This window comes from Alcaligenes parafaecalis (genome assembly GCF_026344135.1).
Taxonomy (GTDB): domain Bacteria; phylum Pseudomonadota; class Gammaproteobacteria; order Burkholderiales; family Burkholderiaceae_B; genus Alcaligenes; species Alcaligenes parafaecalis.
On sequence record NZ_JAPKNA010000002.1, the window covers coordinates 26505 to 51920 of the forward strand.

Here is a 25416-nt window from a genome sequence, read left to right on the forward strand (position 1 = left end):
AGGTGTAGCTACTATGGCGCAGACCCTTTCTTCGGCCACTCCCTCGATGTGGCAAGACAATATCGCTTCCAGTGGTGACCGGCGCGGTATCCGTGGCCGTCCGGACTGGACGGATGTGCTGTATCTGATCGTGTTGGCTTTGGGTGCAGCGTATGCGCTCAATGTGTACAGCACCAGCATGGATTACTACGAGAAGATTATTCTGGTGGCGTTCGTACCCTTTGTGGCCTGGCTGGGGTGGTTGTGGCGTCCGCTGCGCACGCTGCTGGTGTTATCGGGACTGACGGCTTTGCTGGCGGTTTGGCTCTACAGCACGGGCGATGGTCTCAGTACAGGTGATATTGAAAAGGCCGATTCGGTTTTCCTGCTGAAGTATTTGTTCTCTTCCCAATCCGCTATTTTGTGGATGTGTGCGCTGTTTATTCTGGCTACGGTGATGTACTGGGCTGGTTTCTTCAGCAATACGGCAGCCTGGATGGGTTCGGGGCTGACCTGGGCAGCGGTCTATGCCGGAATGACGGGTTTGCTGGTGCGCTGGCGCGAAGGTCATTTGCTGGGTCCGGATATTGGTCATATCCCGGTCAGCAATCTGTATGAAGTGTTTGTGCTGCTGGCGCTGATTACGGCCTTGTTCTACATGTATTACGAGCGTCGTTACAACACGCGTGCCTTGGGTGGCTTTGTGTTGTTGGCGATCAGCTCGCTGGTTATTTTCCTGCTGTGGTATTCCTTCACGCGTGATGCGCATCAGATTCAGCCTTTGGTGCCTGCGCTGAAAAGCTGGTGGATGAAGTTGCACGTGCCGGCCAACTTTATTGGTTACGGCACGTTCTCCTTGGCGGCCATGGTGGGCTTTGCGTATCTGGTCAAGGAAAATGGCGAGACGCGTTCGCGTGCCAAGCTGATTCCGGTGTTTTTGCTGGGCGCGATTCTGTGTGCCGAGCCCATGATTTTTGGTTCGCGCGAGTTGTCGCCTACCTGGATGCTGTATTTCGGTATCGGTAGTGTGATCGTGGGGACGATTCTGTATTTCCGTGGTCCGATTTCGCGCAAGCTGCCTTCGCTGGAGGTGCTTGATGACATCATGTACCGGGCGATTGCGGTGGGTTTTGCCTTCTTTACGGTGGCGACGGTGTTGGGAGCTTTGTGGGCTGCTGATGCCTGGGGTACGTACTGGCAGTGGGACCCGAAAGAGACTTGGGCTTTGATTGTGTGGCTGAACTATGCGGCCTGGTTGCACTTGCGTTTGCTGAAGGGTCTGCGTGGCACGATGGCGGCGTATTGGGCGCTGGGTGGGCTGCTGATTACCAGCTTTGCGTTCCTGGGCGTGAATATGTTCTTGTCGGGGCTGCATTCCTACGGGGAGCTGTAAGGTTCTTCTTGTTCTGAAGCTGGGGATTAGTTTCAGAATATTTGCTTCAGAATGGGAAACCCGAGTTTGGCTGGATGCCGGACTCGGGTTTTTTTGTGGTCGCTTGTTTGGGGTGTTTGGTGGGGAGGTCTTCGTAGGGGGAGTAAGCGCTGGGAGACGCCGCTGGTGTGCTGGGCGGGGGTGGCGGGGCTTGAGCGCTTGCCGGTGCTGCGCACCGGTGCCCTGGTCAGAAGATCGCGTAGGGCGCATCCTGAACTCGCACGATAGTTTGTCCCCCGGACAAACTATAAGCGTCGTGCTCAAACAGCAGGATGCTTGCATCCCTACGCGATCTTCTGCCTGCGGCAAGCTCTCTGAATCGCCCCGACACCCCCGCCCAGCACACCAGCGGCTCACAGTGTTTATTTATGTCGCCCCTGACCCAGGCCGTCAAAGCCAAAGCTAACGGGATGTCTGTACCGACCCTTTGATCTATTTATTGCTTCTGCCTTAGATGTGCGTCTGCACTTGGAGCGGTAACCGGTCCGAAATGCAAAATTTAGAGTCGGGTATCACGCTGTAGTAAGTGGCGTGATGAGGCTTGTTGACTCAGGGCTTTGATATGGCTTGGCTGGGTGTCGGAGTGACGGTGATGATGTTAGGAAAGCATTTATAGCTTCCCCATTGCATTTGAGACGAGTGCGCGTCCACAGATGGCGGAGGGCCCTGTTATTTGCCACCAAAGCCTTCTATGGGGCTTGGGTGGCTATTTGTTTACATGGCGGGCGGGTATTTATCCTGCGATTCGATCAGGAACTGGCGGGCTGCCGGGTCTTGGACCAGATCGGGCATGGATTTGGCTTGGAGCAGGTCTGCGGGGGTGCAGGCTTTGGAGATGATGAAGCCTTGTACGTAGTCCACGCCCAGTTCTTGCAGGGCTTTCAGGGTGGGGACGTCTTCTACCCATTCGGCGATGCTTATCATGCCCAGGTTGTTGGCCAGTTCGACGATGGTGCGCACGATGGCGACGTTGGTCTCTTTTTTGAGCATGTCGCAGATCAGCGCACCGTCGATTTTGATGGCGTCGGCGGGCAGTTCGCGCAGGTAGGAGAAGGAGGTGTAGCCCGCTCCAAAGTCATCTAATGCGATGCGTACGCCCATTTTCTGCAGGCGGCGCATGAAGTTGCGGGTGTGTTCCAGGTCGTCCAGCGCGACGCCTTCGGTGATTTCTACGCACAGGCGGCGAGCCAGGTGTTCAAAGCGGGCCAGGATGTCGAAGAACCATTGGATGAAGGTGTCGTCGTTCAGGGACACGCCGCTCAGGTTGATGGTGACCCATTGGGTTTTTGTCAGTTGGGCTTCGTGTTTGGACATCCACTCCAGCGTGGCCGAGAACACCCATTTGTCGATGATGGTGATGGTGCCGCTTTCTTCGGCTGCTGCAATGATGCGGCCGGTGGGGATGAGTTGGCCGGAGGAGTCCCGCACGCGCAGCAGGGCCTCGAAGTTCAGGCTGTCCATGGGGCGACGCAGCGCCGCGATGGGCTGCATTTCCAGGTACAGCGCGCGCGAGGAGCCGCCTTCCAGTTCTTCAAACAGACGCAGTTCTTCGGCGTGTTCTTGCAGGGCGTTGGAGTCCTGCTCGTAGATGATCATGTCTTGATGCAGGCGGCGGGCGTCGCGGGCGGCTCGGCTGGCGGCGGAAATGGCTTCTTGTGGGGCCATGCCAGGTGCCACTTCGACCAGGCCCAGGGTGCTACGCAGGTTGAAGCTGCGGTTGCCTGCGATCAAGGGGCTCTTGTTTAGTGACTCCAGCACGCTATTGGCTAGCACACGGGCCTGTTCGGGTTCGCAGTCTTCAAAGACGATGACGAATTCGTCGCTACCAATGCGGCCGATTTTGTCTTTGCTGCGCAGGACGGATTCCAGTTGCTCGCAGACTTTCAGCAGCAGCGCGTCGCCCGAGGAGTGGCCGAAGGTGCCATTGACGTATTTGATGTGGTTCAGGTCCAGGTAGGCCAGCAGGCAGGGCTTGTCGTCCTGGCTGCGGCTCAGCAGGCCATCCAGGACTTTTTCGATGCCGCGTTGGTTCAGGACGTTGGTGACCGGGTCGTTGTCGGCCATCAGGCGCAGTTGTCGGTAGGTCTCGGCGCGGGCGGTGGTGTCTTGCAGGGAACCTTCGATGCACTGGTTGACGATAGCGACGCGCAAGGCGAACTGGCAGGGTTGGGCGTCGCTGTCGTAGTAGGTAATGGTGACGTCCTGGCCATTCTGGGTACTTTGGGCGACGGCTTTCCAGTCTTGTTCCGGGAAGAAGTTGGTCCAGTGAATGGTGCTCTCGCTCGGGTCGGCTTCGATGTTCAGCATGCGCGCCAAGATGGGGCTGATGCGTAGAAAGACACCGGACTCGTTCAAGGTGAACATGCCCACGGGGGTCAGCAGGTAATGCGCCATCAGTTCATTTCGGGCACGCAGGGATTCGCTGCGGTCTTCACGCAGGCGCTCGCCCACGGCCAAGGCCACCATCAGATTGGATAGCAGGAAGGCGATGACGCCGTTGAAGTTTTCAACAAAGCTGGAGCGACCAAAGGCCACCAGGAAGATGGCCGAGATCAGCATGCACAGGGCCATGCTGAGCAGTACCAGTTGCCACAGCAAAATGCGTGAGCGGGTGTGCAGCAGAATGGACAACAGGACGGCAGACACGCAGCACAGGGCGTAGATGGTGCTGATCCACATGACGGGCTGGAACACCGAGGGCGGGGCCAGCAGGGACACGGGCAGCAGGATCAGGCCCAGGATGCCGACGGTGGGGAGCAAGCGTTGCAGGCGGGCAGTGGTGATGGAGTTGCCCAGCAAGACAGTGAATAGGGAATAGCTCAGGATGAAGTAGCAGGCGATGGTGACTTGCCGCAGTACTGGCATGTATTGCGAGGGCAGGATCTGGCCTAACCACTGGGTATCCCAACCCATGGCCATCGAACCCAATCGCAGGTTGCCAATCAACCAGACCGACAGCAGCAGGTAGATCCAGGCGCGGTTGGTGGCGGCCAGTACCAGCATGAACATGGCCATGGTCAGCAAACCGCCTTCCAGCAGTCCTATGCCACGGCTTAGGCGGATCGAGGAGTTGGTGACGTCAGCGCTGGCCCAGAGTTGGGCTTGCAAGAGGGTGGGACGGGAGGTTTCGACACGGCACAGCACGGTGTCGGGGTGGTTCGTCTGGCCCAGCTCCAGAGTGTAGCTTTTGACCGGGGCGGGTGACAGCGGGGTTGGCGGGTCCAGTTCGCTATTGCGCAGGGCCTGACCGCTGCGGGCGTCTTGACAGTGCAGCGAGGAAATCGGGGAGGCGGGAAAGTGCAGGACCTGGTCCTGCTGGGGGAAAGGAGCAGGCAGGGTCAGCAGCAGCCAATGAGGCTCGCTCAGGTGCAACCGTTGCCGGGACGGGGCACTTTCTAATTGCGTCAGTAACTCTGGATCCGCATGCTCTTGCTGGCTGGCCAGCGCCTGAATGCCTAAACTTTGCCCGGGAACGGCAGGGTAGCGATTCGGCAGGAACAGTAATGCCCATAAAGTGAGCATGATCAGAAACAAAGGGATGACGTAAAGACTTAAGCCGCGAATCAGGCGCTCGCTGGCCGAAGTAACAGGCTCAAAGCCGTGTGTCGGTATCCCTGGGGTGGTCATGATGGTGGTACAGCCTCCAGCGCTTACCATCGAACTGTCTGGCCACTGACAGCGAAATCTGTGCTTTCCCGGCTAGGACAGGACGCAACAGGCCGGGACTGCGATGCCTGCTGATGGCAGCGCAGTCCCGGCCTGTTTTACGGTCAGATTCGAGAGTTCTTTAAGGCTGAATGGTTGTTGCCTGTATTCTTGCCTCGCCCTTAAGGGAGCAATCGTTCGGTGGCGAACAAACTTTCCAGGGTTTCGCGGGGGCGGATCACATGAACCTGCTTGCCGTCGACCAGAATTTCAGCCGCACGGGGGCGGGTGTTGTACTGGCTGGCCATGGCAAAGGCGTACGCACCGGCGGACATGATGGCGATCAGATCGTCTTGTTTCAGCTCCAGTTGACGGTCACGAGCCATCCAGTCGCCGCTTTCGCAGATAGGGCCAACCAGATCGTAGTGGGGAGTGGCTTCGGTTACTGGACGAGGCTCTACCGCTTCCACGCCGTGCCAGGCATCGTACAGGGTAGGACGGATTAAATCGTTCATGGCGGCATCAATGATGGCGAAGTTTTTGGTCTCGCCATGCTTGAGGTATTCCACGCGGCTTAGCAGCACACCGGCGTTGCCGACCATGGAGCGGCCGGGTTCCAGCACGATTTCCAGGTGGCCCAGGCCGTTCTTGTCCAAAGCGGCAAAGACTTCGGTCAGCAGTTGGGTGGGGGTCACCAGGGTTTCGTCGGTGTAGCGAATGCCCAAGCCGCCGCCCAAATCCAGGTGAATCAGGTTCACGCCTTGTGCTTTCAGGGCCAGAATCAGCTTGATCAGCTTGTCCAGTGCGTCCAGATAGGGGCTGACTTCGGTGATCTGCGAGCCGATATGACAGTCCACACCCACAATGTTCAGGCTGGGCAGCTCTTGGGCACGGGCGTAAATGCGTGGAGCCTGATCAATAGGCACACCAAATTTATTGTCTTTCAGGCCGGTGGAGATGTACGGGTGGGTGCCCGCGTCCACGTCCGGGTTCACGCGCAAGGAAACAGGCGCTTTCACATTCATGCGTTCAGCAACTTGGGCTACACGCTCCAGCTCGCTTTCGGATTCGACGTTAAAGCACTTCACGCCTGCTTTCAGGGCAGCTTCGATTTCCCAAACCTGTTTGCCTACACCGGAGAACACCACTTTGCCGGGGTCGCCACCCGCGGCGATCACGCGGGCCAGCTCACCGCCGGAGACGATGTCAAAGCCGGTACCCAGGCGGGCGAATTCTTGCAGAATGGCCAGATTGGAGTTGGCCTTCATGCCATAGCACACCAACAACTTGCGATCCTGACCTGCCACTCGATAGGACTCCCAGGCGTCGCGCAAGGCTTGGCGGGAATACACATACAGAGGGGTGCCGAATTCTTCAGCCAGCTTGTTCAGGGGAATTTGCTCGGCGTGCAGCGTGTTGTTCTGAAATTGGAAGTGAGGTGCAACGGTCATGGTGTCGTCAAATAACAGAGGTTAAGCGAGCAGGGCGGAAATCAGCGCGGCGCTGTTTGGGCGTCCGCTGCTTCCTGCGCAGGAGGGTGGTACAGGGGGCCTTTGTAGCCGCAAGCGCTAAGAAAAACGCTAAGTGCCAGCAAGGCCAGCAAGCGGGAGGAACGTAGTTTGTTCATAAGTGGTGAGCTAGTGCGGGCAATACAGAGCATTGTGCCATTGGGAAGAGCAAAGCACAAAAAACGCCGGCTAGGCCGGCGTTTGGATACAGATAATTAGAAAGGGACGAAAGGTTGTGTTTGGGCACCCGAGGAACCGGAGTCAGAGTCCAGTTGCCGCAGCAGATCTCCAATACCATCGTTTGGATCCCCACCGCCTTGCTGTAAAGCGCCGTCACCCGGAGCGGGCAGACCGACGCGGGCAATGGCTTGTCCGGGCGGGAATTCGTCAAAGTAGAAGTCCCCATTGATGCGCGACAGACCCGAAGGCATAGGGCCGGGAGGCACGATAGGCTTGTCTTTAAGCGCAGCGCGCATGTAGTTGATCCAGATAGGCATGGAAGCACCACCGCCGGTTTCACCCGAACCCAGGCTGCGTGGCTTGTCAAAGCCCATCCAGGCAATACCGACCAAGTCTGGCGTGTAACCGGCAAACCAGGCGTCTTGCGAGTCGTTGGTGGTCCCGGTCTTGCCGCCGATATCCGTACGCTTCAATTCACGCGAGGAACGGGCACCGGTACCGGAGGTAGCCACACCGCGCAGCAAATCGTTCATGACATAAGCCGTGCGGGCGTCGATAGCGCGGGCAGCGGCATCGCCAGCCACAATCGGCTTGGCACGCATGATGACTTTGTTGGTGCTGTCTGTAACGTAGTCGATCAGGAAGGGCTCGGTACGGTAACCGCCGTTGGCAAAGACCGAGTAAGCACCGGCCATTTGCAGTGGCGTCACGCTACCGGCACCCAGGGCCAGCGGCAGAACGGCAGGCTGACGAGCTTTGTCGAAACCAAAGCGGGTAACGTATTCCTGAACGTACTTGGGACCAACGGCCTGCATGATACGGATGGACACCATGTTTTTGGACTTGTACAAACCTTGACGCATGGTCAGCATGGGTTCGTAGGTGCGCCCGTAGTTCTTGGGTGTCCAGGGCTTGGAGCCGGTCTGGGCCGCCGTCAGAATAAAAGGTTCGTCCGAAATCTGGGTAGCAGGAGTCAGGCCGCGTTCCAGCGAGGAGGCGTAGATAAAGGGTTTAAAGGCTGAACCGGGTTGACGCCAGGCTTGGGTCACACGGTTGAACTTCCCGTCCGAGAAGTGGAAACCACCGACCATAGCCTGAATCGCGCCGTCTTGTGGGCGTACCGACACAAAGGCCGCCTGTACCGCAGGCATATTGATCACTTCCCAGTAATCGCCATTGCGGAACAGATAAATCACGGAGCCGCGCTGAATGCGCACGTCTGCTTTGGCATTGTTAACCAGACCGCGAGCCACGATTTTCAGGGCGCGCTTGTCATTGACGTCAATAATTTGCTGGGCAGTACGAGCAACACGAATCTGGTTGGGGTTGGCGTCCAGCACGACACCCGTTAGCAGATCGCCGGTATCCGGGTATTTGTCTTGCAGGTCGTCCAGAATCGTGTCTAGTTGGGCGTGATCGTTTTCAATACCGGCTGGTAAATCTACCTGGCCCTGTGGGCCGGTGTAAGGCGCACGGCGTGTGTAGTCCAAAATACCATTGCGCACCGCCAGGTAAGCGGCTTCCTGGTCACTGGACTTGATGGTGGTGTAGATGTTGAAACCGCGCGAGTACACATTGTCCTGGTAGACGCCGTACAGCAGTTGGCGAGCCAGTTCAGCCGCGTATTCACCATGAATGGCGTAACCGCCAGCAGGGGTACCCAGGGCCGATTTCACAACGATTTCCTGGGCCTGAGCTTCTTGGTATTCCTGCTCGGTGATGTAACCCAGTGTGCGCATACGGCCCAGCACATAGCCTTGACGTGTTTTTGCACGCTCAAAGTTGGCAATAGGGTTAAAGCGCGAAGGAGCTTTGGGGATACCGGCCAGCATGGCGGCTTCCGCCGTCGTGATTTCACCCAGCGGTTTGCCCAGATACGTACGTGAGGCCGCGGCAAAACCATAGGCGCGGTGCCCCAGGTAAATCTGGTTCATGTACAGATCCAGAATCTGGTCCTTGGACAGCGTGGCCTCAATCTTGAAGGTCAGCAGCAATTCGTAGAACTTCCGGGTATAGGTCTTTTCTGATGACAGGTAGAAGTTACGTGCTACCTGCATGGTGATCGTACTGGCCCCTTGTGTCTTGGACATATGGGTCATATTGGCCAAGGCAGCGCGGCCCACGCCCATCCAGTCAATGCCACCGTGCTGGTAGAAACGGTCGTCCTCGGCCGCCAGAATGGCCGATTTCATGACATCGGGGATTTCGTCAAAACGCAACACATTGCGGCGTTCTTCGCCAAATTCGCCGATCAGCACTTTGTCCGCCGTATAAATGCGCAGTGGCACTCGGGGGCGGTAGTCGATCATGGCGCTAAGGTCAGGCAGGTTTGGCCAGGCCAGCGCCAACGCCAGCGATCCGAGCAGGGCGGCACACAGACCAAGCCCCACAAAAAAGACCGAGGTCTTGATGATGAGGCGGGCAAGCCAGGAACCGGAGCTTTGCTCGGGTTTTGAATTAGGGGAGCGGGAAGAAGAACTCATTAGGGCTGATTTTAAAGTCCAAACGCAGCAGGACTGGGCCTCAAACCAAGTATCAATGTAACAAAATAATACTAAGCGACGGGCGTTGCTTAGGGAAGGCTAATGGGATAATACACAAATGAACCACTCTTTACCCGCCGAGCTGATGCCTGTAGAACATCCTGATCCCTTATCAGACGCCGAGCTGCTCCATTTACAACAAACTGGCCCACGTCCCATTATTCTGGTGGGCATGATGGGTGCCGGTAAAACGACCATTGGTCGTCAATTGGCGAGAGAGCTCAAGCGCGAGTTTATGGACCTGGACCACGAGCTGGAAGCCCGTAGCGGCGTGCGAGTGTCCACTATCTTTGAGTTCGAAGGCGAGCAAGGGTTCCGCAAACGTGAATCTGCGGTGCTCGATATTTGTTCGCGCCAGACCGGTATTGTGCTGGCGACCGGAGGTGGGGCCATTTTGTCCGAGGCCAATCGCCAGATCATCAAAGATCGCGGTATCGTAGTGTACTTGTGCGCCACGGTAGATGAACTGTACCGCCGCGTGGCCCGAGACCGTAACCGACCGCTGTTGCAAACGGCGGACCCACGCGCCCGTATCCAGGAACTGCTGCAAGCGCGCGAACCCCTCTATGAAGAAGTGGCGGACGTCCGCTTTGAGACTGGCTCGGCGCCAGTCCATCATGCGGTGCGCCACTTATTGTCCCTGTTGAAAGAACGAGGTTGCTAAATGTCTGTAGTGCATGTTGACGCCCAGGGTGGCGCTTACCCCATCCATATCGCTGCCGGGCGTCTGGCGCAGCTTGCAGACACGGTGCCAGCCGATACGTCTGCTATTGCCATTGTCACTAACCCCACGGTGGCCGCCTTGTACCTGGCGCCTGTGAAGCAAGCCTTGGCCACAACGGGCAAGCCTATCCATGTCATTGAGTTGCCTGATGGCGAAGCCTATAAGAACTGGGAATCCCTGAACCTGATTTTTGACGCGTTGCTGGGTGATCATCTGGACCGAAAGGCCTTGATTGTCGCTCTAGGCGGTGGCGTTATTGGCGATATGGCGGGTTTTGCGGCTGCCTGCTTCATGCGTGGCGTGCGCTTTGTGCAAGTGCCTACGACCTTGCTGGCGCAGGTGGACTCCTCGGTCGGTGGCAAAACTGCGATCAACCATCCGTTGGGCAAGAATATGGTGGGCGCGTTCTACCAGCCTATCGCGGTGGAAGTGGACACCGATGTACTCAAGACCTTGCCCGCCCGCGAGATTTCTGCCGGTCTGGCAGAAGTCATCAAATACGGCATGATTTACGACCTGGATTTCTTTCACTGGTGTGAAGAGCAGATCGGCCCCATGCGCACCCTGGAGCAAGAGCAGATCGTCTATGCAATTCGCCGCTCCTGCGAGGTCAAGGCCGAAGTCGTTTCTCAAGACGAACGCGAATCCGGCCTGCGCGCCATTCTGAATTTTGGTCACACTTTTGGTCACGCAATCGAGTCCGGTATGGGCTACGGCCAGTGGCTGCACGGCGAGGCCGTGGGTTGCGGCATGATTATGGCTGCCGAGTTGTCCGCCCTGGTTTGCGGCTTGCCTGCGCAGGATGTGGCCCGTATCAAAGCCCTGGTGCAAGCCAGTGGCTGCCCGATCAACCCGCCGCAATGGCCTGCGGACCGTTGGCTGGAGCTGATGCAGGTGGACAAGAAAAACGAGGGCGGCCAACTGCGTTTTGTACTGCTGGATAAATTAGGCCATGCCAAGGTACAGGCTGTTGCGCCGGATGTGGTGCGCCAGGTGCTGGCCCGTTTTACAACGGTGGAACAGGAGTAAAGCCGATGCAGATGCTTGCCGCTTATGCCTGTCACCCTGAACAGTCCCGCGGTCGGCGTTATGCAGAAGCAGCGCCCCAAGGCCGCAACGCCTTTCAGCGGGACCGCGACCGCATTATTCACTGCAATGCCTTTCGTCTGCTGGAATACAAAACACAGGTTTTCATTAACCACGAAGGTGATTTATTCCGAACACGATTGACGCATAGTCTGGAAGTGGCCCAGTTGGCGCGGGCCATTGCCCGCAATCTGGGTTTGCACGAAGATCTGATCGAAGCGATTTCTCTGGCCCATGATCTGGGCCACACCCCGTTTGGACATGCAGGCCAGGACACGCTTAATAGCTGTATGCAGGAATTGCGGCCCGAAGCAGGGGGCTTTGAGCACAATTTGCAAAGTCTGCGCATTGTGGACGAGCTGGAAGAGCGTTACGCCGCCTTCAATGGTTTGAACCTGTGTTTTGAAACCCGCGAGGGGATTTTGAAGCACTGTTCGCTCAAGCACGCTCGCGAGTTGGGCGAGGTCGGTCAGCGTTTTATTGAACGCACGCAACCGTCTCTGGAAGCGCAAATGGCCAATCTGGCCGATGAAATTGCTTACAACAATCACGATATTGATGATGGCTTGCGCTCCGGCCTGATCCGGCTGGAACAATTGCTGGAACTGCGTTTGTTCCGTGATCACTACGAGCGTGTGCAGGCCCAGTATCCGGGTTTGAAAGGGCAGCGGCTGGTGGCTGAAATCATTCGCGGCATGATCAACACCCTGGTGGTGGATTTAACGGACATGACTCGTGCCAAGCTGGAAGAGCACCGCCCTGATAGTGTCGATGCGATTCGACATCTGCCACGCCTTGCCGGATTCTCGCCAGAGATGCGCGCCCAGGCAGATGAGCTCAAGCGGTTTTTGCACGCCAATCTGTACCGTCACTACAAAGTGGTGCGCATGATGAACAAGGCGCAACACATTGTGCGAGACCTGTTTCAGGCGTTTGTGGATGATCCGCGCTTGTTGGCGGCAGAACATCGGCGTGAAGACCCGATTGCACAGGCTCGTGCTGTAGCTGACTACATCGCTGGCATGACGGACCGCCACGCCATCCGCGAGCACGACGCTATTTTCAAGATGTAGGCCTGATAGCTCGACTTTGCCAGGCGGCTGGCTCTTAGCGCTGCAACAAAGGCTTCAGATAACGTCCTGTATGGCTTTGCTCGCAGGCCGCGACAGTCTCCGGGGTGCCTTGCACCACGATTTGACCGCCACCGTGTCCACCTTCCGGGCCCATGTCCACAATCCAGTCTGCCGTCTTGATGACATCCAGATTGTGCTCAATGACAACCACGCTATTGCCGGACTCCACCAGCTTGTCCAACACTTCCAGCAAGACAGCGATGTCCTGGAAGTGCAGGCCTGTGGTAGGTTCGTCCAGCACGTACAGCGTCTGGCCAGTGCTGCGTTTGGACAGTTCCAGTGACAACTTCACCCGCTGTGCTTCACCGCCCGACAGGGTCGTGGCGCTTTGGCCCAGCCGGATATACGACAGGCCCACATCAATCAAGGTAGTCAGCTTGCGAGCCACGCTAGGCACGGCATCGAAATACTCCATTGCTTGCTCAACCGTCAGCTCCAGCACTTCGCTGATGTTGCGGCCGCGATAGCGTATATCCAGTGTTTCACGGTTATAGCGACGTCCTTGGCATACATCGCAAGGGACGTAGACGTCTGGCAGAAAGTGCATTTCTACCTTGACCACGCCATCGCCCTGGCACGCTTCGCAACGGCCACCTTTGACGTTAAAGGAGAAGCGCCCTGGGTCGTAACCACGCAGACGCGCCTCGGGCACACTGGCGAACAGCTCACGAATCGCGGTGAACATGCCTGTGTATGTGGCCGGGTTACTGCGCGGGGTGCGGCCAATCGGGGTTTGGTCGACCGTGATGATCTTGTCGAAATGCTCCAGGCCTTCCATGCGATCGTAAGGCGCGGGCTCGGCATGGGCACGGTGCAATAGGTGCGAGAAAGCGGTAGCCAGTGTGTCGTTGATCAGCGTGGACTTGCCCGAGCCGGATACGCCGGTAATGCAGACCAGTCGCCCAGCAGGAATCGCCAGGTCCACCGACTTCAGGTTATTGCCGCTGGCACCGTACAGACGCAGCCAGTTCAGGCTGTCATCCACCGGGCGACGTGTGGGGATGGCAATCTGGCGCTTGCCGGACAGATACTGACCCGTCAGAGACTCCGGGTTTGCTGCCAGTTCAGCAGGCGAGCCTTGGGCCGTGATTTGTCCACCATGTTCACCAGCGCCGGGTCCCATATCAATGACATAGTCGGCCGTGCGAATCATGTCTTCGTCGTGCTCGACCACGATCACGCTATTGCCCAGGTCGCGCAGGTGCTGCAAGGTTTGGATCAACTTGTCGTTATCACGCTGGTGCAGGCCAATAGATGGCTCGTCCAGCACGTACATCACACCCGTCAGGCCGGAACCGATCTGGCTGGCCAAGCGAATACGCTGGGCTTCGCCACCGGAAATAGTGTCGGCACTGCGATCCAGCGACAGGTAGTTCAGTCCCACATTGTTCAAGAACTCCAGCCGTAGCTGGATTTCGTGCACGATGCGATCGGCAATTTCTTTTTTTGCACCTGTCAGCGACAGGTTCTTGAACCATTGCAGGCAGTCCGACAGGGCCAGGGCTTCGACTTCGTAGATAGCCAGTCCCTTGGCTTGTCCTTGGGTTACCGAGCTTGCGGCTGCGGATGACGCTGTGCTGACAGCAGTAGTGCCTGAATGGTGCTTGCACCCTGCATGGCTGGGCACGGGATCGTCCCCGATACGTACGTGTCGTGCTTCCAGACGCAGGCGTGCCCCATGGCAGGCCGGGCAGGTCTGGGTGCGACGCAGCTTGTTCAGCTCTTCACGTACCGCGCTGGAGTCGGTTTCGGCCCAACGACGTTGCAGATTCGGAATCACCCCTTCAAATGGGTGAGTTTTAACTGTGGTGCGACCTTTCTCATTCAAATAGAGAAAGGGGATTTCTTCAGCGCCGGAGCCGTACAGCACGGTGTGACGCAGTTCGGCTGGCAGGGACTCAAACGGGGCCTCAATATCAAAGTGATAGTGGGCCGCCAGACTGGTCAGCAAGGTGTAGGTAAAGGCATTGCGGCGATCCCAGCCCGCAATGGCACCGCCCGCCAGACTCAGTTCGGGAAAGGCCACCACGCGTTCGGGGTCGAATACATCCACTTGCCCCAGGCCGCTACAGTCCGGGCAGGCACCTGCCGGGTTATTGAAGCTGAATAGGCGCGGCTCCAATTCGGGCAGGGAATAATCGCAGACCGGGCAGGCATAGTGGCTGGAATACGGTTGTTCCAGACCTGTATCCAGATTCACCACCAGACAACGTCCGTTGCTGGTGGCCAGGGCGGTTTCCAGGCTCTCTGCCAAACGTTGCTGGCTATCGGGCCGAATACGCAGCCGGTCTATCACCAGATCCAGATCGTGGGCCTGCTCGGCATTCGGCGCAGGCAGGTCTTCAATACTGGACATCTCGCCATCTACTCGTACCCGCACAAAGCCTTGGGCCTGCAGCCCGCGCAGCTCTAGCTGCAAGTTACCCACCAGGCCACGATGCATGGGAGCCAGCACCGCAATACGGGATTCAGGCTCCCATTGCAGAATCTGGTCTACCATCTGGCTCACGCTATGAGCCTGCAGGGCCAAGTGATGTTCAGGGCAGTAAGGAGTCCCGACCCGCGCGTACAATAGGCGCAAATAATCGTGGATTTCAGTAGTGGTTCCCACGGTGGAACGCGGGTTATGGCCTGCTGCCTTTTGCTCGATGGCAATGGCAGGCGACAAACCTTCGATCAAGTCCACATCTGGCTTGTCCATCAGTTGCAAAAACTGACGTGCATAAGCGGACAGGCTTTCCACATAGCGCCGCTGGCCTTCGGCATACAAAGTGTCGAAGGCAAGAGACGATTTCCCAGAACCGGACAGCCCCGTCAGCACGACCAACTGGTGGCGTGGCAGGTCTACGGAGACATTTTTCAGGTTGTGGGTGCGGGCACCACGAATGCGGATGGCTTCCATCGCTTTATTTAGGCTTGTCAAAAGGCAACTTGCTACTATAGCGCGTTGCGTCAGGATTTATGTGATCGGGTAGCCGGGCTCTCTGGCAGCCCAGTTGTGACAGAGTATTAAATGAGTACACACCAAACCATGAATACGGCCGAGTCGCGCCCTGTGCGTCTGAGTCTGACTCAGCAGGAGCGCAAGGCCAGCATCTTGCTTGCTTTGCTGTTCGCCTGTCGGATGCTGGGTCTGTTTTTGTTGACTCCGGTCTTTGCGGTTGCAGCCCATTCTTTGCCCGGCGGTAACGATGCCGCCCGCGTTGGCCTGGCATTGGGTGCGTATGGTCTGACTCAGGCTGTCTTGCAGATCCCCTTGGGCATGGCCTCGGATCGCTTTGGGCGCAGGCCGATCATCGTCATTGGCATGGCCTTGTTTGTTATTGGTGGGGTGATCTCGGCCCTGGCCCAGAATATTGATTGGGTCACCGTGGGCCGTTGTATTCAGGGTCTGGGTGCGGTATCTGCCGCTATTTCCGCCTGGGTTGCGGATTCCACCCGTCCCGAAGTGCGGACACGCGCTATGGCGATGGTGGGCGGTTCAATTGGCCTGTCCTTTGCCGTATCGCTGGTGCTCTCGCCCGTCCTGGTGGGGCAGTTTGGCTTGTCCGGTTTGTTCTGGGCCATCAGCTTGCTGGGTTTTGTCTGTTTGCTGATTGCAGCCTTTGTGGTGCCCAGCGCGCCTAAAGCGCCCGCATCCATCGTACAGGTCACCGCGGGGCAGGTGCTGCGTCACATGGACTTGCTGCGCCTGAACTTTGGCGTGTTCTGTCTGCACTTCATCCTGATGTCTCTGTTCATTGTGGTGCCAGGTATTCTGGCGACTTTGGGTGGTTACGGCACGCAGGATTTGTGGAAGGTCTATCTGCCCGTCATTCTGGTGTCTTTTGTGCTGATGGTGCCTGCGGTGTTCTGGACTGAAACCCGCAAGCGTCACAAACATGCGCTGGAATTGGCTGTGTTGTTGCTAGTGGTGGTGCTGGCTGTGATGCCTTGGGCGCGCGATTCCCTGGCTCCCATGGTGGCGGCGTTGACCTTGTTCTTCATTGGTTTCAATATTTTGGAAGCCTTGCAGCCGTCTTTGGTGTCGCGCGTGGCGCCGCCGGAATACAAAGGTTTGGCGCTGGGTTTTTACAACACCTCTCAATCGCTGGGCGTGTTTGCCGGTGGTTTGATCGGGGGCATCCTGGCTGGGCGAGGGCATACCCAATGGGTGTTGTGGACCGGTGCCGCGCTGGCCTTGCTCTGGTTGCTGACGGCGCGCGGTTTCAAAGATAAATATTAAAAGGCATTGCCTGTTACGCTTGCACGAAGACGTAGCAGGCAGCAGCAAGTAAAGTGGCCGGATCGGCCCTAAGAATTAAGAGCTGGGCACAGCAGGCGGCATCGCCAGGGTTGTGAGTCTGATGTGCCGTTCAAAGCGCCGTACGCGGATCGTTTGCATGGACAAAACTGCCCTCCCTGGAGCGGGGAGGGAGTGTTAATTAAGGCACGAATCCACGATAATACGGCTTGATTTAGAATTTTTGACTACAGGATTTTTTCATGGCATCGGTAAATAAAGTCATTCTGGTGGGCAACCTCGGCCGCGACCCAGAAGTACGCTACAGCGCAGAAGGCTCGGCTATCTGCAATATTTCCATTGCCACGACTTCGCAGTGGAAAGACCGTACCTCCGGCGAACGCCGCGAGGAAACGGAATGGCACCGTGTGGTGTTTTACAACCGTCTGGCTGAAATCGCGGGCGAATACCTGCGTAAAGGCCGCCCCGTTTACGTAGAAGGTCGCCTGCGCACCCGTAAATGGACGGGTCAGGATGGCCAGGACAAATTCACCACTGAAATCATTGCCGAGCAAATGCAAATGCTGGGTGGCCGTGATGGCGATATGGGCGGCGGCGGTGGCAGCATGGGTGGTGGCGAATACGGTGGTGGTGGTGGTGGCGGTGGTGCTCCTGCACCGCAACGTGCACAGCGTCCTGCTCCCCAGCAGCAACAACAGCAACAGGCCCCACGTAATACAGCTCCTATGTCGGACAATCTGGCCGATATGGATGACGATATTCCGTTCTAAGGCCTAGCTCTTAGCGGGACTGAACATCAAAGCCCTGGCAAGCATCTGCTTGCCAGGGCTTTTTTTTCGTCCGTATAAACACCAATGTGTACCAACTTTCAGTCTTGTATACAATTTATAAAAAATGAATGCAAAATAGGAAAGCAATGACCACGATCAAAACAACAAGTCACAGCGATGGGGTGTATGAGTCAGTGCGTGCTCACGTTCTTGGCCTGGTGAAAAACATTGATGAGCCGGTGCGGGTTCGGGAAGAGGAACTGGCCAAGATGCTCAATGTCAGCCGTACGCCGGTACGCGAAGCGCTGCTGCGTTTGGGGCAGGAAGGCATTTTGACCATGGAACCTCGGCGCGGGGCTTTGCTCTCGCCCTTGACCAAGCAGGACTACATCGAATGGCTGAAGTTGCGTATTGAACTGGAAGCCTTTGCGGCCCGTGAAGCCGCCTTGAATGCGTCGCAGCGGGATGTGGATGCCTTGCGCGCTCTGTTTGCGCCCTTCAATCAAGACAATGTGGAAGAGCGTGTCAGCGAATACGCAGCAGCCAATGTGGAGTTTCACGCCGCCATCATGCGTTTGGCCGCCAATAGCTTGTTGGAGAAGGTTTGGAAGTCGTTTGGGCACCGCGACATGCTCAAGACCAAGACTATCGAACGCCTGAAGCGTGCGCATGAATCCTTGGCCGAGCATCTGGCCATGATCGACGCTATTGAAAAACGGGACGGGGCACTGGCTGACCGATTGGCTCGCGAGCACGTGCAAGGGCTGTTGACCCAAACCCTGAACAGTTCCAACAACATCCAATCAGGAGGGTCGCTGTAATGAGGTTACTGACGTTTGTAGACGCGGGGGAAACGCGTTTGGGCGGGATGCTGGACGATGATCGCGTCGTGGATCTGACACAGGCTTGGGGCAGGGTGGATCACCCCTTGAGCGGTCGGCAGGCCCCTACGGAAGTCATCGATGCCATTTTTATGGGCGATGAGGTATTGATCAGCCTGCAGCTTTTGATGGAGCAGGCCGACCAGGCCAATGTCGCTATCCATGCGGCCCAGGATCTGTGCATTCTGGCCCCGATCCCCAACCCCTCCAAGAACATTTTCTGTGTAGGCCGTAACTACCGCGCCCATATCGTGGAAGGCAATCTGGCACGTGGTCGTGCCGCCGATGACTTCCCCAAGGCGCTGGAGTTTTTCAGCAAGCCGCCTACGACGGTAGTCGGGCATCAGGCCTTGGTCAGCCGTCACGCCGCCCATACCAAGATGCTGGATTACGAAGTGGAGCTGGGCATTGTGATCGGCAAGGAAGGCCGCGACATCAGCCCTGAGGACGCGCTGGATTACGTCTTTGGCTACACGGTGATCAACGATATTACGGCGCGTGACCTGCAAGCGCTGCATGGCCAATGGTTCAAGGGCAAATCCCTGGACGGCACGTGCCCGATTGGGCCTGTCGTGACCCTGAAGACTGCCATTGCAGACCCCAACGCGCTGGATCTTGAATTGGAAGTGAATGGCGAACTGCGCCAATCCGCCAATACCTCGGACATGTTGTTCGATGTGTCCAACATCATCGCCCAGTTGTCGGCGGGCATGACCCTGGAGCCGGGGGACATTATTGCGACAGGCACACCCTCTGGGGTGGGCTTTGCCCTGCAACCCCCTCGCTCTCTGGAGCCGGGCGATGTCATCAAGGCTCGCATCTCTGCCATTGGCGAGCTGGTCACTACTATTGAGTAAGGTTGACGACTATGCGCTTTAAATTAATCCTGTCAGGCGTGGCTGCATTAAGCGCTTTAACGGCTGTGCCCTCACTTGTGTCGGCACAGGAATATCCCACCAAACCCATCACCATCATTGTTCCGTTCCCGGCGGGCGGTACCTTGGACAATCTGACCCGCAGTCTGGCGCAGAAAATGTCGGATGACTTCAAGCAGCCCGTCATCATCGATAACAAGCCGGGTGCCGGTACGGTGATTGGTACGGAAATCGTGGCTCGTGCAGCCCCGGATGGCTACACCTTGGGCATGGTGGCCAATAGTTTTGCCATCAACCCCAGCCTGTATGACAACTTGCGCTACGACACGGTGAAAGACTTTACGCCAGTTAGCCGGGTGGCTTACACGCCGCATTTGCTGGTGGCGAATCCCGATGTTCCGGTCAAAACCCTGGCGGATGTGATTGCCGCTGCCAAGTCCAAACCGGGCGAGCTGTCTTTTGCATCCTTTGGTGCTGGTACATCGCCGCATATCGCTATCGAACGCCTGAAGTCAGAAGCCAAGATTGATGTGCTGCATATTCCGTACAAAGGCCAGGCTCCGGCTTTGAACGATTTGCTGGGCGGTCATGTGGACATGATGTTTGCCAATACGCCGGATGTTTTGCCTCATGTGAAATCCGGCAAGCTGCGTGCCATTGCTTTGGCTAATGACACCCGTCTGGAGTCCATCCCGGAGGTGCCCACGTTCAAAGAAGCGGGTGTGGACAATATGAACTCCAACTCCTGGTATGGCGTGATTGTTCCTGCTGGGACCCCCGCAGCGATTGTGGAGCAGCTGAGTGCTGAGTTTGTCCGCATCGTGAATCTGCCCGAAATCCGCGAGCGTCTGTTGGCTCAAGGTTTGGAGCCTGCTGGCACCACATCGGCCGAGTTTGCCCAGTATCTGAAATCTGAAATGGAAATGGCCGCTACCGTCGTCAAGGCATCCGGCGCCAGTGCTCAGTAAACCTGTCACAGAACACAAGAAAAGAGCCAGTCGAGCTCAAGCTACTAACTAGGAGATGAATATGATTAAAGAAATTATCCGTTCCGACAAAGTGACTCCCCCACGTGCACCCTTGTCGCCTGCCGTGCGATCCAATGGCTTCGTGTTTGTCTCTGGCCAACCCGGTTTTTTTGACGACCGCCAGATTGCTGAAAACGACTTCGATGCCCAGATGCATCAGGTCATGGCCAATGTGCAAGCCTTGCTGGAAGAAGCAGGCTCCAGTCTGGACCATATCGTCAAAGCGAATGTGATTCTGAAGAATGCCGGTGACTTTGCTCGTATGAACGAGATCTATCGCACCTACTTCAAGGATGGCGAGTATCCAGCACGCACCACGATTGCGGCGGATATGGGCAATCCCCTGTTCCTGCTGGAAATCGAGTGCATCGCCGCCGTCGCGGAATGATGGAATGAAAAAAGGCCGACATGAAGTCGGCCTTTTTGATTAGAACGCCCCTTGGGAGCTTCGTCGTAAGGTCAGCAATCCTAGACCGGTCAGTACCGCAAAGATTGCCCCGGCCGCAAAGGTGCCTTGGAAACCGATGGTGTCCCAGAGTAGACCGGCGATGACGCTGGCCAGCAGCAGGGCGATGCCGGTTAAAAGATGGAACATGCCAAAGGCGGTGCCGCGCAGTTCAGCGGGGGCGCTGTCTGCAATCAGCACATTGAACAGACCCTGTGTGAAGCCCATGTGCAGGCCCCACAGGGCAACGCCCAGGCCCAGGCCGAGCAAGCCGGGTACGAAGGCCAGAGTCAGGTCTGCGGCAATCAGCAAGGCGACGCCAATCAGGAGCAGATCCGTTTTGCGCATGCGATCTGACAAGACGCCCGCCGGGTAGGCAGACAGGGAGAAGGCCACACTCATGACGACCAGGACGGCGGGTGCCCACATAGGGGGCAGTCCGCTGGATTCGCCGCGCAGAATCAGGAAGGCTTCGCTGAAACGGGCCAGGGTGAAGGCCAGCCCAATCGCTACGACCCACCAGTAACGGGAACCCAGCCGACCCAAATCTTCTCGGTTCAGGGGTAGTTTGCGGGGGCGGGTGGTGGCCGGTATTTTGGGCTCGCGCACAAAGAACACCAGCACGGCGATGGCCGCAAAGGCAGGCAGGACAGCGACCCAGAAAATGAGCTGATAGTTATTGGCCGTCCACCACATCAGGGCAATAGCCAGCAAAGGGCCGATAAAGGCGCCAATCGTATCCAGCGTTTGCCGCAAACCATAGGCGGCGCCTCGCAGTTCGGGCGGGGTGACATCTGCCACCAAAGCATCGCGGGGTGCGCCGCGTATGCCTTTGCCTATGCGATCCACAAAACGGGCACCGACCAGCCAGTCCAGCGAGTTCGCCAAGGGGAAGATGGGTTTGGTCAGGGCAGCCAGGCCATAGCCAATCACGGCCAGCAGTTTGCGCTTTCCAAAACGGTCGCTGACCGCTCCGGAAAACACTTTCATGATGGAGGCTGTGGCTTCGGCAATGCCTTCGATAAAGCCCACGGCCAGTACCGACGTACCCATGACGGTGACCATGTAGATAGGCAGCAGGGCGTGAATCAGTTCCGATGAAATGTCCATGAACATGGACACAAAACCCAGCGCCCAGACACTGCGGTGGATTTTGGCTCGCGGCGCATCGGAAGCCGGTGTTGACGCAGGCTTAGCGGTTTTCTTCATGAGCGTCATAGACCATTTGGGCATACTCATCCAGCCTTGCCTTGCACTCTTGCAGGCGCGCTTGAGCAACCTGTGCCAGGGGGGCGCCATAGAAATCCAGTTTCTGGATTTTCTCGTACCAGTTTTCCAGTTTTTTCAGATCGGTTTCTTCTTCGTCCAGCTCGGCGTAGGTAAATTTCTGAATCGAAATTTCCTTGGCAATTTCAGCCTCGAAGTCTTTGCAACGGCCCAGCAGTTCCTGGTATTGCTCGTTGCGGTCGTCCGTAAAACGAGTAATGACTTTTTCTTCCTGTGCCTTGTCCAGCGCAATGGTTTCCAGCAACACGCAGTCGCCTTCCATGGTGGTGATGTCGTTCTCCAGCACTTTCAGGCGGCGTATGTGTTCATCTGTTTTGGGAAGTACGCAGACACCGTTTTGCAGATAGACCGCTCCAAGAGCTTTCAGGCGTCGCCACAGGGCCAGCCGTTTTGCACTGGGTTCGGAGGGCACCTTGTAGGTCAGCAGTAACCAGGTTATTGAAGTCATAATCTTGATTAAAAAGTAACGACCGTTTCATATTAGTAGAACTGATAGGTTCTGAAAAGAAGAATCGATAATTCAGTGCAGGCTCAATTTTCAGCTTGCCAAGAGCGTTCAGCGGCTGGATGCATGTATCCAAGTGTTTGGTCTTGTATCCCGGCTTGAACGAGTTCAAGCCGGTTTTTCCTGCCGTAGTGAACATAGTGTTTCATCGCGTAACCCGCATGGCTCGTGAGTCCCCGCTCGTTGCACGCTCAGTAAATTTGGCCTTTTCTGCACAGAACCCCCCGTGTTACTGCCACTAATACAAGCAGTTTTGAGCTTTTCAAGCCAGGGAGCCGTCGTTACCATGAAAAGACCTATCCACTTTGTTCAGTTTCTAGCACGGCCGGTTTTAAACACATGCAGCGTGCAGACTTCAAGCTCAGGTTTAGGTAAAGCGCTTGTTCTTTGAACAAGCTCTTATTGCTTTTGAAGTCAGTGTGTTCGTTTCCGGCGGTTGCGCGATACAGCGCCGCACTTTCGCGGCGGGAATCAATACGGAGGAATGCAATGAGCAAGCAGAAAGCAGTTCAATCCAGCCACGGTCCCATTGATGTTGCCGCTATCCGGGCAGCCGCCAAAAAGTTTGTGGACGATGGCGCAGTCGCATCTGGCTACAAGGGCAATCGCGAAGAAATCATTCAGATGTTGAATGAGGCCCTGGCCACCGAGCTGGTCTGTGTGATGCGCTACAAGCGCCACTACTTCACCGCCACCGGCTTGAACAATGAGCCCATCAAAGCCGAGTTTCTGGAGCACGCTCAGCAAGAGGCCGAGCATGCCGACCGCATTGCCGAGCGTATCGTGCAACTGAACGGCGAGCCCGATTTCAACCCTGAAAACCTGGTCCAGCGCAGTCATGCGGAGTATGACGACAGCGGTGATATCAAATCCATGATTCGCGCCAATCTGATTGCCGAGCGTATTGCTATTGAGTCCTATCGCCAGATGATCGAGCGTATTGGTGATACCGACCCGACCACCCGCCAGATGCTGGTTGAAATCATGGCTGTGGAAGAAGAGCACGCCGACGATATGGGCGATTTGCTGGATATCTAAGTTATTTGCACAGATGCTCAAAAAACCCCGGCATTTTCCGGGGTTTTTTTCTGCCCAAATCCTGAAAAGGAGTACAGTATCGGCTTTCCTACCTATCGGTAGGTAGTTTTGAATAACGTCGCTATATACGGGGGTGTGAGCGTGTTTGAGTTTCTGTTTTTCCGCACGGTAGAGAGCGCGACATGAGCGAGCTGTCACGTAGCAGAAGCCTGGCCTGGCCTTTGATCTTGTTGCTGGCCTTGCTGACAGCATTGGATGCCATGGCCATTGATATGTATTTGCCGGGTATGCCTGCCATTGCGCAGGAGCTGGGTGCTTCTCCCGGCCGGATTCAGCAAACCTTGTCCATCTTTTTGGCAGGCCTGGCTTTGGGACAAGGTATTTACGGCCCCTTGCTGGATCGTTTCGGGCGTCGGGTCCCTTTACTGTTGGGTGTGGTTATTTTTGTGGTGGGCTCGGTTTTTGGTGCTTTGGCCACATCCGTTGAAGCCTTGTTGGCCGCGCGCTTTATTCAGGCTTTGGGTGCTGCGGCGGGGTTGGTCACACCGCGTGCCATTGTGGCGGACTTGTGCGATGTCAAAGAGTCGGCAAGTATCTTTTCCCTGCTGATGCAGGTGATGATGATTGCACCGATTGTGGCTCCTATCTTGGGCGCCTATCTCTTGAGCCATGCGGATTGGCGGGCCATTTTCTGGATGCTGGCTTTTTTAGGAACGATGGGTTTGCTCTGGGGCTTGAAAGCCATACCGGACTCCTTGCCCGTGACCCAGCGTGTGCCTTTGAATCCAGGCCATATTGTTCGTGCCTATGGGCGGGAGTTAGGCAGCAAGGCTTTCATGGCGTATACCGGCTCCGGTGGATTTGCTCTGGCTGCCTTGTTTGTCTATATCAGTGGTTCGGCCTTTGTGTTCACACAGCATTTTGCCTTGTCGCCAGCCGTGTTCAGTTATGTGTTTGCCGGTAACTCGGTGGCACTGGTGCTGGGTGGTTTCGTCAGCAATTATGTGTTGAAGGCCGGGATGCCCACGTCCCGGGTACTGGCTTTGGGGCTGATTGTTCATACGGCTTCGGCCTTGCTCTTGTATCTGGCCGTGCAAGCTGATGTGGCGGGTCTGATCCTGTATGCGGCCTTGATTGCCGTGTCGGTCGGTTCTTTAGGGATGGTTTTTGGCAACGTGACGGCTTTGACCATGGATGTGGCTGGTCCGCAGGCGGGTACGGCGGCGGCTCTGATGGGCATGTTCCATTACCTGATTTCGGCCGTGGTGGGCTATATCGTCAGCTTGGCAGTGCCTGGGCCACAGGTCTTGCCTCTGGCGATTGGTGGCTGCGGTCTGCTGTCGATTCTGCTGTATGTTCTGGCTGGTCGTTGCCGCAGGGTGACACGATCGGTCAGTGAGCTGGGGGCTGTAAAATAAGCAGTTGCTGCGGGCCGCGATGGCGGCCCTGATCATTGGCCTTTGACTGAGAGCTTGTTGGACTGTGAGCAAATCCACTACTGAAAAACTGCAGGATGCTGCGATGGCGCGCTTCGCTGTTCAGGGCTTTGATGCCACCACCATGAACGAGATTGCCGCTGATGTGGGCATTAAAAAGCCCTCGGTCTATGCCCATTTCCGCAACAAGGACGAGCTGTTCATGAGCTTGATTCCAAATATTGTGGACGATGAGTTGAACCATGCACGTCAGGTTCTGCAGGGAGGGGAAGGGATCAAGCAGCAGTTGCGGGCGTATCTGGAAGGAATACAGGAGCGCTTTGAGCAATCGCATCAAGTGCGCTTCTGGATTCGCACCTTGTTTGCTCCGCCTGTGCATTTGTACGACGTGGTGATGGAACCCATGCATGTGTTCATGGAGGATCTGGAACGCATCATCCATCAAGCTCTGGCGCAGTCTGCCCTGGCCAGGCCGGAAACAGGCTTGAGTGTAGATACCTTGGCCATGACTTACATGGCCTTGATCGACAGCCTGCAAAGCGAGCTGTTATTTGGTGGTGCGCGCAAGTACAAACGCAGGTTGGAATCCGTCTGGCTGGTTTTTGATAAAGCCGTGTTTGAATCACCCAAGTCCTAGTTTCAGTCAGCCCGTCCGAGCGCTTCGTAAGGCGCTCTTTT

20 protein-coding genes are annotated in these 25416 nt (G+C 56.6%); 13 read left to right on the plus strand and 7 right to left on the minus strand.

What is annotated here, in order from left to right:
* Positions 1 to 13 precede the first annotated feature (13 nt).
* On the plus strand, positions 14 to 1372 hold the full coding sequence (gene ccsB, locus OSH09_RS07090) for a c-type cytochrome biogenesis protein CcsB (RefSeq protein WP_266120567.1): 1359 nt from the start codon (positions 14 to 16) through the stop codon (positions 1370 to 1372).
* Positions 1373 to 2125: 753 nt separating this feature from the next.
* Here the strand turns inward: ccsB and OSH09_RS07095 are convergent.
* From OSH09_RS07095 to OSH09_RS07110, 4 genes are all read right to left on the minus strand, one after another.
* Entirely contained in the window at positions 2126 to 5068 is a 2943-nt protein-coding gene (locus tag OSH09_RS07095; protein ID WP_266120568.1) for an EAL domain-containing protein, read from the minus strand.
* A 170-nt stretch (positions 5069 to 5238) separates the two neighbouring features.
* Positions 5239 to 6507: a diaminopimelate decarboxylase gene (gene lysA / locus OSH09_RS07100; RefSeq protein WP_266120569.1), complete on the minus strand. Its 1269-nt coding sequence runs from the start codon at positions 6505 to 6507 to the stop codon at positions 5239 to 5241.
* A gap of 41 nt (positions 6508 to 6548) precedes the next feature.
* Positions 6549 to 6683, minus strand: coding sequence for an LPS translocon maturation chaperone LptM (gene lptM / locus OSH09_RS07105; RefSeq protein ID WP_080655585.1), 135 nt, complete (start codon positions 6681 to 6683; stop codon positions 6549 to 6551).
* A gap of 96 nt (positions 6684 to 6779) precedes the next feature.
* Entirely contained in the window at positions 6780 to 9227 is a 2448-nt protein-coding gene (locus OSH09_RS07110) for a penicillin-binding protein 1A (protein ID WP_266120570.1), read from the minus strand.
* Positions 9228 to 9345: 118 nt separating this feature from the next.
* Here OSH09_RS07110 and OSH09_RS07115 point away from each other — a divergent pair, with 118 nt between their 5' ends.
* From OSH09_RS07115 to OSH09_RS07125, 3 genes are read left to right on the plus strand one after another with little or no spacing between them, the layout of a single operon-like run.
* A complete protein-coding gene (locus tag OSH09_RS07115; protein ID WP_042485349.1) occupies positions 9346 to 9951 on the plus strand; it encodes a shikimate kinase in 606 nt (201 codons plus the stop codon).
* The gene (aroB, locus tag OSH09_RS07120; RefSeq protein WP_207872590.1) at positions 9952 to 11040 is read left to right on the plus strand and encodes a 3-dehydroquinate synthase; all 1089 of its coding nucleotides are present in this window, start codon (positions 9952 to 9954) and stop codon (positions 11038 to 11040) included.
* Positions 11041 to 11045: 5 nt separating this feature from the next.
* Complete coding sequence (locus tag OSH09_RS07125) at positions 11046 to 12170, plus strand: deoxyguanosinetriphosphate triphosphohydrolase (RefSeq protein ID WP_266120571.1); 1125 nt, start codon at positions 11046 to 11048, stop codon at positions 12168 to 12170.
* Positions 12171 to 12204: 34 nt separating this feature from the next.
* Here OSH09_RS07125 and uvrA read toward each other — a convergent pair whose 3' ends face one another.
* Entirely contained in the window at positions 12205 to 15132 is a 2928-nt protein-coding gene (gene uvrA / locus OSH09_RS07130) for an excinuclease ABC subunit UvrA (RefSeq protein WP_266120950.1), read from the minus strand.
* Between the two features lie 111 nt (positions 15133 to 15243).
* On the opposite strand from uvrA, the gene OSH09_RS07135 reads away from it, so the two are divergent.
* The 6 genes from OSH09_RS07135 (at position 15244) to OSH09_RS07160 (ending at position 20415) form a co-directional block, all read left to right on the plus strand.
* The gene (locus OSH09_RS07135) at positions 15244 to 16455 is read left to right on the plus strand and encodes an MFS transporter (protein ID WP_266120572.1); all 1212 of its coding nucleotides are present in this window, start codon (positions 15244 to 15246) and stop codon (positions 16453 to 16455) included.
* 260 nt (positions 16456 to 16715) lie between these two features.
* Positions 16716 to 17243, plus strand: a complete 528-nt coding sequence (gene ssb, locus OSH09_RS07140; protein ID WP_266120573.1) for a single-stranded DNA-binding protein — start codon at positions 16716 to 16718, stop codon at positions 17241 to 17243.
* Between the two features lie 146 nt (positions 17244 to 17389).
* Positions 17390 to 18064, plus strand: a complete 675-nt coding sequence (locus OSH09_RS07145) for a GntR family transcriptional regulator (protein WP_266120574.1) — start codon at positions 17390 to 17392, stop codon at positions 18062 to 18064.
* Positions 18064 to 18981, plus strand: a complete 918-nt coding sequence (locus tag OSH09_RS07150) for a fumarylacetoacetate hydrolase family protein (protein WP_266120575.1) — start codon at positions 18064 to 18066, stop codon at positions 18979 to 18981. Before OSH09_RS07145 ends, OSH09_RS07150 begins: the two co-directional genes overlap by 1 nt.
* 11 nt (positions 18982 to 18992) lie before the next feature.
* Entirely contained in the window at positions 18993 to 19967 is a 975-nt protein-coding gene (locus OSH09_RS07155; protein WP_207872584.1) for a Bug family tripartite tricarboxylate transporter substrate binding protein, read from the plus strand.
* Positions 19968 to 20028: 61 nt separating this feature from the next.
* Entirely contained in the window at positions 20029 to 20415 is a 387-nt protein-coding gene (locus tag OSH09_RS07160; RefSeq protein WP_207872583.1) for a RidA family protein, read from the plus strand.
* 39 nt (positions 20416 to 20454) lie between these two features.
* Here OSH09_RS07160 and OSH09_RS07165 read toward each other — a convergent pair whose 3' ends face one another.
* Positions 20455 to 21681, minus strand: coding sequence for an MFS transporter (locus tag OSH09_RS07165; protein WP_376912150.1), 1227 nt, complete (start codon positions 21679 to 21681; stop codon positions 20455 to 20457).
* Positions 21665 to 22207, minus strand: coding sequence for a Chromate resistance protein ChrB (locus OSH09_RS07170; protein WP_222669157.1), 543 nt, complete (start codon positions 22205 to 22207; stop codon positions 21665 to 21667). The genes OSH09_RS07165 and OSH09_RS07170 overlap by 17 nt, the downstream gene beginning before the upstream one ends.
* Positions 22208 to 22753: 546 nt before the next feature.
* Here OSH09_RS07170 and OSH09_RS07175 point away from each other — a divergent pair.
* The 3 genes from OSH09_RS07175 to OSH09_RS07185 all read left to right on the plus strand — a co-directional run bounded on the left by OSH09_RS07175 (position 22754) and on the right by OSH09_RS07185 (position 25375).
* Positions 22754 to 23302: a ferritin-like domain-containing protein gene (locus OSH09_RS07175; RefSeq protein WP_266120576.1), complete on the plus strand. Its 549-nt coding sequence runs from the start codon at positions 22754 to 22756 to the stop codon at positions 23300 to 23302.
* A 182-nt stretch (positions 23303 to 23484) separates the two neighbouring features.
* A complete protein-coding gene (locus OSH09_RS07180) occupies positions 23485 to 24720 on the plus strand; it encodes a multidrug effflux MFS transporter (protein WP_266120577.1) in 1236 nt (411 codons plus the stop codon).
* Positions 24721 to 24784: 64 nt separating this feature from the next.
* A complete protein-coding gene (locus OSH09_RS07185; protein WP_266120578.1) occupies positions 24785 to 25375 on the plus strand; it encodes a TetR/AcrR family transcriptional regulator in 591 nt (196 codons plus the stop codon).
* The last annotated feature ends 41 nt before the right edge of the window (positions 25376 to 25416 follow it).